Source organism: Micromonospora sp. BS32, from assembly GCF_059089345.1.
Genome location: NZ_JBSSHR010000010.1, coordinates 223,333 through 237,532, shown reverse-complemented (window position 1 = coordinate 237,532; position 14,200 = coordinate 223,333). Strand labels below are relative to the sequence as shown.

The following is a 14,200-nucleotide window of genomic DNA, read 5'->3' as shown; positions in this document are numbered from 1 at the left end:
AGGTTGTCGCCGCGACACGCCGGTCCCGCGGGCGATGACTTCCCGATCGACGCAGCGGGGGCCGGGACGCGAAGAGCGGCCGGCCCGGGTGAGGGGCGGCCGCTCTTCGGGTGGTGCGGGGCGGGTGGGTCAGCGGGGGATGCTGGCCAGGTGCTGCTTGACCTGGGTGATCGACGGGTTGGTGAGGGCGCTGCCGTCGTCGAAGCGCAGCGTCGGGACGGTCTGGTTGCCGCCGTTGACGCTCATCACGAACTCCGCGGCCTTCGGGTCCTGCTCGATGTCGACCACCTCGTACCCGATGCCCTCGCGGTCCAGCTGCGACTTCAGCCGGTGGCAGTAGCCGCACCACGGGGTGGAATACATCGTCAACATGGTCGGATCCTCCAAGGGGTCGCTGCGCCGGGTCCCGGTTCAGGCCAGGCTAACCGGTGCAACATCAGCCGGAGCTGAGATGATTCCTCGCTGTGGTGGTTCACTCAGCGGCGGAACTCGTGCTCGCCGGGCTGGATCCGGAGCAGCGGTCAGCGGTGACCGCCCCGGCCGGCCCGGTCTGCATCCTGGCCGGCGCCGGCACCGGCAAGACCCGCGCGGTGACCTCCCGGATCGCCCACCGCGCCCTGACCGGCGAGATCTCCGCCCGGCACGTGCTGGCGGTCACCTTCACCGCCCGGGCCGCCGCCGAGATGCGCAGCCGTCTCACCGTGCTGGGGGCGCAGGGCGTGCAGGCACGCACGTTCCACGCCGCCGCGCTGCGCCAGGTGCGCTACTTCGCGCCCCGGTTGCTGGAGGGGCGCGCCATGCCCGAGCTGCTGGACAGCAAGGTCCGGGTGGTCACCCTGGCCGCCGCCAAGGTGGGCCTGCGGGCCGACCGGGCCGCCGCCCGTGACCTGGCCGGCGAGATCGAGTGGGCCAAGTCGTCGCTGGTCGAGCCGGGGGAGTACGTGGTCGCCGCGGCCAAGGCGCTGCGCGAGACGCCGCACGACCCGGCCAAGGTGGCCGAGGTCTTCGCCGCGTACGAGCGGCTCAAGCGGTCCAGCGGAGTGATCGACTTCGAGGACATGCTGCGCGCCGCCGTCTGGGGCATCGAGGAGCACCGGGACGTCGCCGAGCAGGTCCGCGGCCAGTACCGGCACTTCGTCGTCGACGAGTACCAGGACGTCAACCCGTTGCAGCAGCGGCTGCTGGAGGCGTGGCTCGGTGGCCGGGACGACCTCACCGTGGTCGGCGACGCCAGCCAGACCATCTACTCGTTCACCGGGGCCACCTCGTCGTACCTGGTCGACTTCCCGCGCCGGTACCGGGGCGCGACGGTGGTCCGGCTGGTCCGCGACTACCGCTCCACCCCGCAGGTGGTCGGGCTGGCCAACGCGGTGATCAGCCAGGCCCGGGGCGCCGAAGCCCGGCTCCGGTTGGAGCTGCACGGGCAGCGCCCGCCCGGCCCCGAGCCGGAGCTGCGGATCTTCACCGACGAGCCGGCCGAGGCGAACGCCGTCGCGGCCCGCTGCCGGACGCTGGTCGACGGGGGCACCCCGGCGAAGGAGATCGCCGTGCTGTTCCGGATCAACGCGCAGTCCGAGGCGTACGAGAAGGCGCTCACCGAGGCCGGCGTGCCGTACGTGGTGCAGGGCGCGGAGCGCTTCTTCGAGCGGGCCGAGGTGCGCCAGGCGATGGTCGCGCTACGCGCCGCCACCCGGTCGATCCCGGGGGAGACCCCGCTGCCGACCGCCGTGCGGGAGGCGCTCACGGCCGTCGGCTGGGCGCCGGACGCCGCCCCGCCCGGGGGCGCCGCCCGGGAGCGCTGGGAGGCACTCGCCGCGCTGGTCCAGCTCGCCGAGGAGTACGCGGCCACGCCGGAGGTCCTCCCGATCGGCGAGGCGGCGTCGGTGGAGCGCCCGGTCACCCTGTCGGACTTCAACGAGGAGCTGGCCCGCCGCGCCACCCAGCAGCACGTGCCCACGGTCGACGGGGTGACGCTGGCGTCGCTGCACTCGGCCAAGGGCCTGGAGTGGGACGCGGTCTTCCTGGTCGGGCTCTCCGAGGGCACGCTGCCCACCTCGTACGCCCGCACCCCGGAGCAGGTGGAGGAGGAGCGCCGGCTGCTGTACGTCGGGGTGACCCGGGCCCGGGAGTGGCTCTGGCTGTCGTACGCCTCGGCCCGCTCGCCGGGCGGTCGGGCCCGGCGGCCGTCCCGTTTCCTGCCTCAGCTGGACCGCTCGGGCGGTGGCGAGCGGGCCGGCGCGAGCGCGGCGAAACGCACCGCCCCCCGGCGGCCGGCCACCCAGGTGGTCTCCTGTCGGATCTGCGGCGCGACCCTGCTCGCCGGCCCGGACCGCAAGCTCGGCCGGTGCCCGACCTGCCCGTCCGACATCGACGAGGCCCTGTACGAGCGGCTGCGCGACTGGCGGGCCCGGGTGGCCGGCGCGCAGAAGGTGCCGGCGTACGTGGTCTTCACCGACGCCACCCTCACCGCGCTGGCGGAACGGCGCCCGGGCCGGGTCGAGGAGCTGATCGCGATCGCCGGGATCGGCCCCCGCAAGCTCGGCCTCTACGGGGACGCGGTGCTGGCCCTGGTGAGCGGCGCGGCGGTGGACGAGATCTGCCCGGAGAAAACTTTCGAAATCTCGTCGTAAATTCGTTTGCCCTCGCCCCCAGGCGAGGAATAGCCTCAGGACACACCTGAGGGAGCGGCGCCATTTCGGCTGCTCACAGGGGTTAAGTCCGAGTCGGCACGAGGAACGTGAGGGAGGTGGCACCCGTGGAGATCTTCACCTATGAGCGTCCGGCGGCGATGCCAGCTGCCTGCGCTCCGCTGTCGGCTGTTCGGGTGGTCCTTGCTGCCACGCGACCGTCGGTTCCGCAGGTGCACCAGGTCCAGGTTCAGGCCGAGCTGAACCTGTCCGTCGCGCCGACCGGAGTCGAGGCCACCAGTGGCTTCACGGGCATGGGCATCGGCGGCGCCAAGAAGCGGCTGGATGTCCGCGGCGTTCCACCTCGAGGGAGACCGGTCTGATTACCAGACCACCGGCTCACCTCGAGGCCGCGGAACCCGTACACCGGGATCCGCGGCCTCAGTTTTTTGTCCCGCCCTAGTACGTCGGAAATGCGATCCACAAGATCGAAGTGAGAGAGAGGTGACCGGGCGATGAGTCTGGCGTTGGCCCCACTCGACGTGAGCGTCGAGGTGGAGGCGAACCTGCCCTGCCGGAAGTTCGACCCCGACCTGTGGTTCTCCGACCAGCCCGCCGAGCTGGAGTTGGCCAAGTCGCTCTGCGGGGACTGCCCGCTGCGCGTCGAGTGCCTCGCCGGTGCGGTGGAGCGGGCCGAGCCCTGGGGCGTCTGGGGCGGCGAGATCTTCGAGCGTGGCGCGGTCGTCCCGCGCAAGCGGCCCCGTGGCCGTCCGCGCAAGGAGGACCTCGCCCGTGACGCCGAGCTTCGGGTCGAGGCCGAGGCGCGACTGGTGGCCAGTGGTGTGGCCAGCTCGCGCTGCGCGGTCCGACTGGCAGCCTGACAACTTCCCGATCCAACCGTCCCCGCCGGTGTCCACCGGCCGCGAGAAAGCTGAAACCGATGTTGGTTCTTCCGAACGGAACTGAGATGCAACTACTCCACGAAGCGTTGTCCCGGGCTCGAATGCGCCGGCCTCAGGCCGGTCGTACCACCACGAGCACTGAGGCGCACCGTTCCGCCCTTACCGTCGCGATGAAGTCCCGCGGCCAGTCGGCCCGCGACCTGGGCGTTCTCTAGATCCCTACCGATACGCGGGGGCGGTGACCGAAATCCGGTCACCGCCCCCGCGGCGTTGTTCGGGCCGGTCAGGCCACCGGCGCGAAGCCGGGCAGCCAGCGTTCCAGGATCCCCCGGTACGGCGCCTTCGCCTCCAACTGGCAGAGCACCCCGATCGACCCCAGCGTCACCCGGTGGATCATCAGGTACGACGGGGGCAGGTTGAGCTGACGGCTGAGCTGGTAGGTCGGCGACTTCGGGCTGGCCAGCCGGGCCGCCTCGGAGCGCAGCCAGGCCCGGGTGAAGCGGAATTCCTCGGCGGCGATCGGTTCCAGCATCGGACGGAGGAAGTCGAGCACCGCCTGGGCGTCGATCGGCTCGGTGGGGCTGACGAAGCCCTCCTCCCGCAGGCCGGCCACCACCTCGTCCGCGTCGCCACGCAGCGCCAGCCCGGCGATTCGACCGATCGGCTCGGGGGTGCCCTCGGGCATCCGGGCCACCGCGCCGAAGTCGATCACGCCGAGCCGGCCGTCCGGCAGCAGCCGGAAGTTGCCCGGGTGCGGGTCGGCGTGCAGCAGCCCGGCCCGGGGTGGCGCGGACAGGTGCAGGGTGGCCATCAGCCGCCCGGCCGCGTCCCGCTGCTCCTCGGTGCCCTCCCGGATGATGTCGGCCAGCGGCGTCCCCTCGATCCACTCGGTGACCAGCACCCGGGGCGAGGCGGAGAGCACCGCCGGGATGAAGATCTCCGGGTCGTCGGCGTACGCGGCGGCGAAGGCGCGCTGCGACTCGGCCTCGAGTTCGTAGTCCAGCTCCTCGGTGATCCGCTCCCGCAGCTCCACCAGGAGCGGCTTGACGTCCAGGCCGGGCTGGATCGCGCGGAACATCCCGCCGAGCCGGGAGAGCTGCTTGAGATCGGAGAGCAGGGCCTCGCCCGCGCCCGGGTACTGGATCTTGACGGCCGCCGTCCGGCTCTCGCCGGTCTCCGGGTCGCGCCAGACCGCCCGGTGCACCTGGCCGATGCTCGCCGCCGCGGCCGGGGTGTCGTTGAACTCCACGAACCGGTCCCGCCAGTCCGGCCCGAGCTGCTCGGCCAGCACCTTGTGCACGGACGCGACGGGCAGCGGCGGCGCGGCCTCCTGGAGCTTGGTCAACGCCTGCCGGTACGGCGCGGCGATCTCGTCGGGCAGCGCCGCCTCGAAGACCGACAGCGCCTGCCCGAACTTCATCGCACCGCCCTTGAGCTGCCCGAGCACGCTGAACAGCTGCTCGGCGGTGCGTTGCTGGATCTCGGCGGAGATCACGTCGGAGGCGAGCCCGGTGACGCGCTTACCCATGCCGAGGACGGTCCGCCCGGCGAAGCCGAGCGGCAGAGCGGCGAGCTTGGCGGTCCGGGACACGGCCCGGCGCGGGATGTCGGTCACCCGGCCATTGTTACCGACGCAAGGGTGCCGCTGCTGCTCTCAGGCCGGGCTCGACCCAGGCTTCCCCCCTCAGCGCCGCCCGCCGGAGCAACCGCAGGAGGAGTGCGGGGGCCAGACCCGTCGGCGGAACCGGCCGGCCGAGCCGACCTCCACCGCGCAGCCGAGCGTCTCCGGGGTGGCGCCGTCGAGGTGGGCCAGCGCCTCCGCGACCGCGTAGCCGACGGCGGCCAGCAGGGTGGCCGTGGCGCACGCCTGGTCGGCCGGATCCGCCGCGAGCTGGGCGGCGAGCGCCGGCCAGGCCGGGTCCCGGTCGACCCGGTGCAGGTCCAGGCAGTGCAGGCAGGGCCCGACCGGCGGCCGGACCAGCGGCCCGATCACCGGTACGCCCTCGCGCAGGCCGAGCAGCAGGTGCGGTTGGCGACGCTGGGCGTGACCGGCGGCGAGCAGGGCGGCCGGCCGGTCCGTGCCGAGGTGGACCACCAGCTCCACCCGGCCCCGTCCGGGCGGGCGGGTCCGCGTACCGGGGGCGACGCGGTCGATCGCGGCCCGGACGGCGGTCGCCAGCGGCCGCCCGACGTCGGCCGCCGCGAGGCCGGTGCCGACCAGGTCGGCAGCGCGGACCGGGCCGGTCAGCTCGGGGGCCACCTGTCCCACCCCGGCCTGGGCCAGCGCGACGGCGACGGGTGCGCCGAGCAGGCCGGCGCCGGTCACCGTCACCCGGGCGGCCCGCCGCCGGCGCAGCACCTGGGCCGGAGTGCCGGGCAGCGCGGGCGCCGTCAGGGCGAGCGCCCCGGCCTCCGCGGCGAGCCGGGCCCGCGCCGGGCCGGCCAGGTCGCGGGGGAGCAGCGTGTGCGCGGGTACGACCAGCCCGGCCGCGCGGAGCGTGTCGAGCAGGCTGCGGGCGGCCTCCGGGCCGATCTCGGCGCGCGCCGCCTGGGCCAGCACGCCTCGTTCGCTGCGGCTGCCGTCGAGCAGGTCGAGCAGTCGGGCGGCGCGCGGGTCGGCCACCTCCAGCAGGACGGCGCGGCCCGGTTCCAGGCCGAGTTGGAGGGTGTGCCGGTCCCGCCAGAGCCGGGCCAGCCCGGGCAGCAGGGTCGGGCGGGGCGGCGCGGCGGGAAGCGACGGCGTACGGCTCATGACGACGAATCGTGACCGAGTCCCTGCTCTCCGTCGATCGTTGTCCACAGGTGCGCGGTCGGCTGTCCAGCGTTGTCCACAGGAAAACGCGGGTTATCCACAGCCCGTCGAAGGCGGTGTCGCGCAGCCGACAGGGCGGTTCGCCCCGGATGCGAACGGGGGAGGGGTGGCCTGTCTGGCCACCCCTCCCCCGAAGTCCGAACGGGTCAGACCTTCGCCTTGCCCAGGATGCGGTTCACTGTTGTGCCGCATACCGGGCACTTGCCCTTCGCCATGTTCATTCCGGTCTTCGAGACCTCGATGTGCCCCTCGAAGTCCCGCTTCTCCTTGCACTTCACGCAGTAACCGTTGTAGGTCGTCTGGGCCTGGTCGGCCACGATAGCCCTCCTCGTCTCGTCCGCCGGGCACGTCAGCCTGGCGGGTCTCCCGGCGGCGGGCCACGCGGGGCGCCGGCGCTGGGCCTTCTCCGCGGCCACCCACGTGACCGCTGGTTGGCGGACCCTACCCAGCTCTGGGCAGTTCCATGTCAGCTGTGCATCGACACTGTGAGGAAGTCGACGTCGAGAGTGTGCATCCCGAAATAGGCGGGATAAGTGAGTTTGCCGGGGACACGCCGCATGAAGCCGTTCAGACGACCCCGAGCGGGGGTCGAGCGGCGTTCGAGCGGGAGATCACCTACGGTGGTCTGGTAAGCGGCACGGATGCTCGCGATCGCCACGAAGGGTGATCGGGCCTGGCCCGCATGGTCACCCGCAGTTTTTTTCGGACGCCCGGCGACCAACCATCACTTTCCGGGCGCGCGTCGGGGTGTTGACTCTTGCGGACCCCTGGTCAGTACGCATTAGCTTTCCCTCGTGGCAGGAAAGCACGGCTGCGCGGCCCACTGATGGCAGCGCAGCGGAAGCCGGTCGTCGAGGTACGGCGCAGTCAGCGCCGGCGACGCACGGTGTCCGCCTACCGCGACGGCGAACGGGTCGTGGTGCTCATCCCGGACCAGTTCTCCCGCGCCGAGGAGAGCGAGTGGGTCGACCGTATGCTGGCCCGGCTCGCCGCCCGTGAGGGGCGGCTGGCCCGCTCCGACACCGAGCTGCTCGACCGCGCCCTGCGTCTGATCGGCCTGTATCTCGCCGAGCACGGCCGCGAGGCCCTGCCGAGCAGCGTCCGGTGGGTAACCAACCAGAACGGCCGCTGGGGTTCCTGCACCCCGGCCGACCGCACCATCCGGATCTCGCACCGCCTCCAGGACATGCCCGACTGGGTGCTCGACTACGTCCTGCTGCACGAGCTGGCCCACCTCATCGTGCCCAGCCACAACGCCCGGTTCTGGGCGCTGGTCGGCCGCTACCCGAAGACCGAGCGGGCCCGCGGCTACCTGGAGGGCGTCGCCGCCGCCTCCGCCGTCCCGGTCCCCGGCTGACCCGGCCCTCCGCCGTCCCGGTCCCCGGCTGACCCGGTCCTCGGCTGACCCGGTCCTCGGCTTGTCCGGTCCCCGTACGTCCGCGGCGCCGCCGCGCCCCCGCCGGGCGGTGCGTCGCGCGGGGCGGGCCGCACCGGTGGGCGGGGCGGCGCACTAGGGTCGGGGGCGTGGCTCGACGTGTGGTGGTGGCGTTGCTCGGCCCGGTGGCCTGGTCGCCGCCGGGCATCGACCCGGTGCGCTGGCGCACGGCGTTGGCCGAGGACGTGGTCGACCTGCTCGCCACGCTCAGCGAGGTGGAGACGGCGGTGGCGGTGACCCCGGCCGACCGCTGGCTCGCCGACGCGGTGGTCTGGCCGGGAACCGCCGTCCACGAGGTGGCCGAGCCGACCGTCAACGCCGTGCTGGCCGCCGTGACCGATCACGACCAGGCGGCGGTCGTCGCCGCCGACGCCCCGGACCTGCCCGGGCTCACCCTCGGCAAGCTGCTCCGGCCGCTCACCACCCGGCCCGTCGCGGTCGCGCCGGTCGAGGGCGCCGGCCCCGGGCTGCTGGGGGTGGCCGTCCGGCTCCCGGTGCCCGCCTGGCTGCCGCCGGTCGACCTGGACGCGGGGCTGCCCGCAGACGTCCGCCGCGCGGCCCCGGAACCGGGCGACGTCGCGGTGACGGCTCCCTGGCGGCGGCTGCGCGGGCCGGCCGACCTGGCCGCCCTCGACCCGGCCGTCGAGGGCTGGGAGGCCACCCGCGCCCTGCTCTCCGCCCGCCCCCACTGACCGCCGCCGACCCCGACCTGCCCCCGACCCGGCGCGATCCCGCACTTCGGGCAGACCGCCGGCCGGGCCGCGGGTGATGCGCGGGCCCGGCCGGGGTGGGGTACGTCAGGACTTGTCGGGGCCGTCCGGGTCGGGCTGGGCATCGCCGCCCGGCGCCTGCTCCTCCGGGCCGCCAGGGGCGGTGAAGTCGAAGGTGGCCAGCTCGTCGTCGAGGTCGGCGCGAGCGGTGGCGAACGCCACCGGGTCGGCGAAGTCCTCGTCCGAGGGGAGCAGGTCCGGGTGACCCCAGATCGCGTCCCTGCCGGCGATGCCCCGGTGCTCGGTGAGTGCCGCCCAGAGTGCGGACGCCTCGCGCAGCCGGCGGGGCCGCAGCTCCAGGCCGACCAGGGCGGCGAAGGTCTGCTCGGCGGGGCCGCCGGCCGCCCGGCGACGCCGGAACGCCTCGCCGAGGCGTACCACGTTGGGCAGCCGGTCGGCGGCGGCGTTGTCGACCACGTGGCAGACCCAGCCCTCGACCAGCGCCAGCACCGTCTCCAGTCGGGCCAGTGAGGCCTTCTGCGCCGGGGTGTCCTCCGGCGTGAAGATGCCCTCCAGGGCGATCGCCTGCATCGACTCCGGGTCGGTCGGGTCGACCCGGCCCATCGCCTCCTCGATCGCCTCCCGGTTGACCCGGATGCCCGAGGCGTAGTTCTCCACCGCGGTCAGCACGTGCCCGCGCAGCCACGGGACGTGCTCGAAGAGCCGCTGGTGGGCCGCCTCGCGCAGGGCCACGTAGAGACGGACCTCGTCCTCGGGCAGCTCCAGGCCCTCGCCGTACACCCGGATGTTGGCCGGGATGAGCGCGGCCGTGCCGGCCGGCCCCAGCGGCAGGCCGATGTCGCCGGCGGAGAGCACCTCCGCGGCGAGCTGACCGAGCGCCTGGCCGAGCTGGCCGCCGAAGAGCGCCCCGCCCAGGGTGGCGACCATCGACTGCATCGGGCCGAGCTGGGCGCGCGCCTCCGGCGGCACCAGGTCACCCATCGCGTTGACCATGCGGCTGGCCACCGGGTCGCAGAGCTTGCGCCAGACGTCCAGCGTCTTGTAGATCCACTCGTTGCGGTTCCAGGCCACCGAGGTGCGAATGCCGGTGGGCCAGGCCGACGCCGGCTCCAGCCAGAGGTCGGCCAGGCGCAGCGCCTCCTCGACGGCGTGCCGCTCGTAGGGCGACGCCATCGGGTCGCCGGTGGCGGCGAGCTGACTGGCGGCCACCTGCCGGGCCAGGTCCCAGTTCACCGGCCCGCTGCCCGGCGCGGAGAGCAGGTGCTGCAACTGCGACATGAACTGCTGCATCTGCGCGGGATCGTTGGGGTCTGGTGGTTGCCCACCCGGAAGCGCGAAACCGAACGGAATATCAGGCACGAGGTCTACGGTACGCGCGCCGCACCCCAGGTCGCCGCCGTCGGCGTTGCGCTGAGGGCGAAGTCGGCGTCGGCCCGCCGGTGCGCCGGGCCCCGATCGGTACGCTCTGCCGCATGAGACGTCGCGGCGTGACCGTCCTCCTCGGTGCTCTGCTCACCACCCTGCTGAGCATCGGCGTGCTCGGCGCGCCCATCCCGTACGTGGTGCTCGGCCCCGGGCCGACGGTCAACACCCTGGGCACCTCGGACGGCAAGGAGGTCATCCAGGTCACCGGCCGGTCGACGTCCACCTCCGCCGGCCAGCTGCGGATGACCACGGTCGGCGTGCAGCCCACGGTCAAGCTGCGGGCGGCACTGGCCGGCTGGTTCTCGAAGGACGAGGCGGTGGTGCCGCGCGAGCTGGTCTACCCGCCCGGGGAGAGCCAGGAGGAGGTGGAGAAGCGCAACGCCGAGGACTTCGAGAACTCCCAGACCAGCGCAGAGACCGCCGCGCTCGTGGAACTGGGGTACCCGGTGCAGGTGGTGGCGAAGGAGGTGGCCACCGACGGCCCGGCCAACGGGTTGCTCAAGGCGGGTGACGTGATCACGGACGTCGACGGGACGAAGGTGACCACCGCGACCAAGCTGGTCGAGCTGGTCCGGGGCAAGCCGGCCGGCACCGCCCTGAAGATCGGCTACACCCGCGACGGCGTGCCCGGCACCGCCACGGTCACCAGCCGCGAGCAGGACGGCCGGCCGCGGATCGGGCTGGTGCCCGAGCAGCGGCAGCCGCACCCGTTCACCCTCCGGATCGACCTGAACAACATCGGCGGCCCGAGCGCCGGGCTGATGTTCGCCCTCGGCATCGTCGACAAGCTCGAACCGGCCGACCTCACCGGCGGGAAGGTCGTCGCCGGCACCGGCACCATCGACGACGAGGGCCGGGTCGGCCCGATCGGTGGCATCGCCCAGAAGCTCGTCGGAGCGAAGCAGGCCGGCGCCAAGGTCTTCCTGGTACCGGCGGACAACTGCGCCGAGGCGGTCCGCAACCCGCAGCCCGACCTGCCGCTGCTGAAGGTCGGCTCGCTGGACGAGGCGCTGACCGCGCTGGAGATGTTGCGCGCCGGGGGACAGCCGACCCGCTGCTGACCGGGGCCCTTCCGGCCGGCTCCGCGCAGGCGGCATGACCTTGATCCGACACGTTCAGGAATACCCCGTACTCTGAGTGCCTGTCCGGAGCCGATCACATCGAGCGTGCGGAGCCAACAGTGGTCATGCGTAGCAGCCCCCTGCCGAGGATGAGTCGGCGCGGACGCGTCACCATCGGGGTCCTGGTCGGGGTGTTCGTGCTCTTCACCCTGCTCGGCTGGGGTGTACAGGCGTGGACGGACTGGCTCTGGTTCTCCGAGGTCCGTTACACCCAGGTCTTCACCGGGGTGCTGCTCACCCGGCTGATGCTCTTCCTCGCCGTCGGTCTCGGCATGGCCGCATTCGTCGGGCTGAACCTGTGGCTGGCGTACCGGCTGCGGCCGGCGTTGCGGCCGCACTCGCTGGAACAGGCCACCCTCGAGCGGTACCGGATGCTGATCGGCCCCCGGATCGGCACCTGGATCGGCCTGACCGCCGCGGTCCTCGGCCTCTTCGCCGGGCTCTCCGCGCAGAGCCGGTGGAACCAGTGGCTGCTCTTCCGCAACGGCGGCGACTTCGGCGTGAAGGACCCCGAGTTCGGCGTCGACGTCGGCTTCTACGTCTTCCAGTTGCCCTTCTGGCGCTACCTGCTCGGGGTCGGCTTCACCGCGGTGGTGCTCGCCCTGCTCGGCGCCCTGGCGGTGCACTACGTCTTCGGCGGCGTGCGGCTCCAGGGCGTCGGCGATCGGATGACCAACGCCGCGCGGGCCCACCTGAGCACGCTCGTCGCGGTCTTCGTCCTGCTCAAGGCCATCGCGTACGTGCTGGACCGGCGGGCGATGCTGCTGGAGTACAACGAGGGCGCGAAGCTGTACGGCGCCGGCTACGCCGACGTCAACGCGCTGCTGCCGGCCAAGGAGATCCTGGCCTACATCTCGATCGTGGTGGCCATCGCGATCATCGTGTTCTCCAACGCGGTGATGCGGAACCTGGTCTGGCCGGGCATCGCGCTGGCCCTGCTCGGCGTCTCCGCCGTCGCCATCGGCGGCATCTACCCGTGGGCGGTGCAGACCTTCGAGGTCAAGCCGAGCGCGCGGGACAAGGAGGCGCCGTACATCAACCGGAGCATCGAGGCGACCCGGGCCGCGTTCAGCCTGGGCGGCACGAAGACCACCGGGTACGCGGCCAGCAACCTCACCCCGCCGGCGAGCCTGGCCACCGACACCTCGGTGGTGCCGAACGTCCGGCTGCTCGACCCGCAGCTGGTCTCCGAGACGTACACCCAGCTCCAGCAGGTCCGTGGTTTCTACGACTTCGGCCCGAAGCTGGACATCGACCGGTACGCGGTGGCGAACAAGACCTCCGACTACGTGGTCGGTGTCCGTGAGATCAACTACGGCGAGCTGCCCAACAACAACTGGATCAACCGGCACACGGTCTACACCCACGGGTACGGCCTCGTGGGCGCCCCGGCCAACCAGGTGGTCTGCGGCGGTCAGCCGTACTTCGTCTCCGGCTTCCTCGGCGAGAAGGCGCAGGAGGCGTGCTCCTCCCAGGCCGAGCAGATCCCCGCCAGCCAGCCGCGGATCTACTACGGCGAGCGGATGGAGGCCGACGACTACGCGATCGTCGGCCAGACCGCCAAGGACAAGAACGCCGAGTTCGACCGGCCCACCCCGACCACCGGTGGCGAGCAGTACTACACGTACACCGGTGAGGGCGGCGTCGAGATCGGCTCGTTCGCCCGCAGGCTGCTCTACTCGATCAAGGAGCAGGAGTCGAACTTCCTGCTCTCCGGGGCGGTCAACGACAACTCCAAGCTGCTGTACGTGCGCAACCCCCGGGACCGGGTGGAGAAGGTCGCGCCGTTCCTCACCCTCGACGGCGACCCGTACCCGGCGGTGGTGGGCGGGCGGATCCAGTGGATCGTCGACGGCTACACCACGGCCGCGACCTACCCGTACGCCGAGCGGATCAACCTCCAGCAGGAGACCACCGACGAGCTGACCAACCGGGGCACCTTCCAGCTGGCCCGGGAGAACGTCAACTACATGCGCAACTCGGTGAAGGCGACCGTCGACGCGTACGACGGCACCGTCCGGCTCTACGAGTTCGACGACAACGACCCGGTGCTCAAGGCGTGGAACAAGGCGTTCGGCGGCGACCTGGTGCTGCCGAAGAGCGCCATCCCGGCCGACCTGGCCGAGCACTTCCGCTACCCGGCCGACATGTTCAAGGTGCAGCGCAACCTGCTCACCAAGTTCCACGTGACCGACCCCGGTGACTTCTACTCCGGTCAGGACTTCTGGCAGGTCCCGAACGTGCCGGACGCGCCGGACAGCGGGCAGAAGCAGCCGCCGTACTACCTGTTCACCCAGTTCCCCGGGCAGGACACAGCGCGCTTCCAGCTCACCGCGGCGGTCACCCCGAACGGGCGGCAGAACCTGGCCGCGCTGATCTCCGGGTCGTACGTCGACGGTCAACCAAAGCTGGAGGTGCTGGAGCTGCCCGACCAGACCCGGGTCTCCGGGCCGGTCCAGGTGCACCAGCAGATGACCAACAACGGCGACATCCGGGAGCGCCTCAACGTGCTCTCGGTGGGCGGTCAGGCCCAGTTGCAGTACGGCAACCTGCTCTCGCTGCCGTTCGGCAACGGGATGCTCTACGTCGAGCCCGTCTACGTGAAGAGCAACAACCAGGACGCGTACCCGCTCCTTCAGCGGGTGCTCCTCTCGTACGGCGACGGCGGCTCCTACGTGGTGCTGGCCAACAACCTGACCGACGGCATCAAGCAGCTCGTCGAGCAGGGCAAGAGGGCGGGCCAGGGGACCACCCCGCCGCCTCCGCCGGGCGGCGCGAACCCACCGCCGCCGCAGGGCGGGGCGACGCCGACGGCTACTCCGTCCGCGACGGCCACCCCGCCGCCGCCCGGCGGTGAGCTGTCCGCCGCCGCCGAGCGGGTGCAGTCGGCGATCGGCGAGGTCAAGGCCGCGCAGACGTCCGGCGACTTCGAGCGGTACGGCCGCGCGCTGAAGGCCCTGGACGAGGCGATGACCGCGTTCCAGCAGGCCCAGCAGGCCGGTTCGTCGGGTGCGGCACCCGGCGGCAGCCCTTCGCCCGGCGGCTGACCGCCCACCGAGCCGCTCTCCGGGGAAGCCCGCGACCCGTCCGGGTCGCGGGCTCCGTCGCTTTTCCGACCGTACGCCCGCAACCCGGGAGCTCCGTCCA

The 14,200-nt window shown here is 72.6% G+C and carries 12 protein-coding genes; 7 read left to right on the top strand and 5 right to left on the bottom strand.

Features of this window, described 5'->3' with window-relative positions:
* Positions 1–129 precede the first annotated feature (129 nt).
* Positions 130–372 carry a mycoredoxin gene (locus tag AC5RWQ_RS17640; protein ID WP_334490224.1) on the bottom strand — a complete coding sequence of 81 codons (243 nt, stop codon included), beginning with the start codon at positions 370–372 and terminating at the stop codon, positions 130–132.
* A gap of 92 nt (positions 373–464) precedes the next feature.
* Here AC5RWQ_RS17640 and AC5RWQ_RS17635 point away from each other — a divergent pair, with 92 nt between their 5' ends.
* The 3 genes from AC5RWQ_RS17635 to AC5RWQ_RS17625 all read left to right on the top strand — a co-directional run bounded on the left by AC5RWQ_RS17635 (position 465) and on the right by AC5RWQ_RS17625 (position 3,508).
* The gene (locus AC5RWQ_RS17635; RefSeq protein WP_494283785.1) at positions 465–2,630 is read left to right on the top strand and encodes an ATP-dependent DNA helicase UvrD2; all 2,166 of its coding nucleotides are present in this window, start codon (positions 465–467) and stop codon (positions 2,628–2,630) included.
* A 125-nt stretch (positions 2,631–2,755) separates the two neighbouring features.
* Positions 2,756–3,010 (top strand): hypothetical protein, encoded by a 255-nt coding sequence (locus tag AC5RWQ_RS17630; RefSeq protein WP_494283784.1) that lies wholly within the window; start codon positions 2,756–2,758, stop codon positions 3,008–3,010.
* 132 nt (positions 3,011–3,142) lie between these two features.
* A complete protein-coding gene (locus AC5RWQ_RS17625; RefSeq protein WP_334490213.1) occupies positions 3,143–3,508 on the top strand; it encodes a WhiB family transcriptional regulator in 366 nt (121 codons plus the stop codon).
* 304 nt (positions 3,509–3,812) lie between these two features.
* On the opposite strand, the gene AC5RWQ_RS17620 is transcribed toward AC5RWQ_RS17625, so the two are convergent.
* From AC5RWQ_RS17620 to AC5RWQ_RS17610, 3 genes are all read right to left on the bottom strand, one after another.
* Positions 3,813–5,144: an ABC1 kinase family protein gene (locus tag AC5RWQ_RS17620; protein ID WP_334490209.1), complete on the bottom strand. Its 1,332-nt coding sequence runs from the start codon at positions 5,142–5,144 to the stop codon at positions 3,813–3,815.
* 69 nt (positions 5,145–5,213) lie between these two features.
* Positions 5,214–6,281, bottom strand: coding sequence for a hypothetical protein (locus tag AC5RWQ_RS17615; protein ID WP_494283783.1), 1,068 nt, complete (start codon positions 6,279–6,281; stop codon positions 5,214–5,216).
* A 206-nt stretch (positions 6,282–6,487) separates the two neighbouring features.
* Complete coding sequence (locus AC5RWQ_RS17610) at positions 6,488–6,658, bottom strand: DUF5679 domain-containing protein (protein WP_208869694.1); 171 nt, start codon at positions 6,656–6,658, stop codon at positions 6,488–6,490.
* A gap of 509 nt (positions 6,659–7,167) precedes the next feature.
* Between AC5RWQ_RS17610 and AC5RWQ_RS17605 the strand changes: the two genes are divergently transcribed.
* Entirely contained in the window at positions 7,168–7,698 is a 531-nt protein-coding gene (locus AC5RWQ_RS17605; protein ID WP_494283782.1) for a M48 metallopeptidase family protein, read from the top strand.
* A 167-nt stretch (positions 7,699–7,865) separates the two neighbouring features.
* Positions 7,866–8,468: a hypothetical protein gene (locus AC5RWQ_RS17600; RefSeq protein WP_494283781.1), complete on the top strand. Its 603-nt coding sequence runs from the start codon at positions 7,866–7,868 to the stop codon at positions 8,466–8,468.
* A gap of 105 nt (positions 8,469–8,573) precedes the next feature.
* Here AC5RWQ_RS17600 and AC5RWQ_RS17595 read toward each other — a convergent pair whose 3' ends face one another.
* Positions 8,574–9,797 carry a zinc-dependent metalloprotease gene (locus AC5RWQ_RS17595; RefSeq protein WP_494283780.1) on the bottom strand — a complete coding sequence of 408 codons (1,224 nt, stop codon included), beginning with the start codon at positions 9,795–9,797 and terminating at the stop codon, positions 8,574–8,576.
* Between the two features lie 182 nt (positions 9,798–9,979).
* Between AC5RWQ_RS17595 and AC5RWQ_RS17590 the strand changes: the two genes are divergently transcribed.
* On the top strand, positions 9,980–10,993 hold the full coding sequence (locus AC5RWQ_RS17590) for a YlbL family protein (protein ID WP_494283779.1): 1,014 nt from the start codon (positions 9,980–9,982) through the stop codon (positions 10,991–10,993).
* A gap of 125 nt (positions 10,994–11,118) precedes the next feature.
* The gene (locus tag AC5RWQ_RS17585; protein WP_494283778.1) at positions 11,119–14,100 is read left to right on the top strand and encodes a UPF0182 family membrane protein; all 2,982 of its coding nucleotides are present in this window, start codon (positions 11,119–11,121) and stop codon (positions 14,098–14,100) included.
* The last annotated feature ends 100 nt before the right edge of the window (positions 14,101–14,200 follow it).

Bases quoted from the DNA above. Each gene is read 5' to 3' on its own strand.
- AC5RWQ_RS17595 (WP_494283780.1), bottom strand. From the start codon at position 9,797: ATGCAGCAGTTCATGTCGCAGTTGCAGCACCTGCTCTCCGCGCCGGGC.
- AC5RWQ_RS17585 (WP_494283778.1), top strand. From the start codon at position 11,119: ATGCGTAGCAGCCCCCTGCCGAGGATGAGTCGGCGCGGACGCGTCACC.
- AC5RWQ_RS17615 (WP_494283783.1), bottom strand. From the start codon at position 6,281: ATGAGCCGTACGCCGTCGCTTCCCGCCGCGCCGCCCCGCCCGACCCTG.
- AC5RWQ_RS17640 (WP_334490224.1), bottom strand. From the start codon at position 372: ATGTTGACGATGTATTCCACCCCGTGGTGCGGCTACTGCCACCGGCTG.
- AC5RWQ_RS17625 (WP_334490213.1), top strand. From the start codon at position 3,143: ATGAGTCTGGCGTTGGCCCCACTCGACGTGAGCGTCGAGGTGGAGGCG.
- AC5RWQ_RS17590 (WP_494283779.1), top strand. From the start codon at position 9,980: ATGAGACGTCGCGGCGTGACCGTCCTCCTCGGTGCTCTGCTCACCACC.
- AC5RWQ_RS17605 (WP_494283782.1), top strand. From the start codon at position 7,168: ATGGCAGCGCAGCGGAAGCCGGTCGTCGAGGTACGGCGCAGTCAGCGC.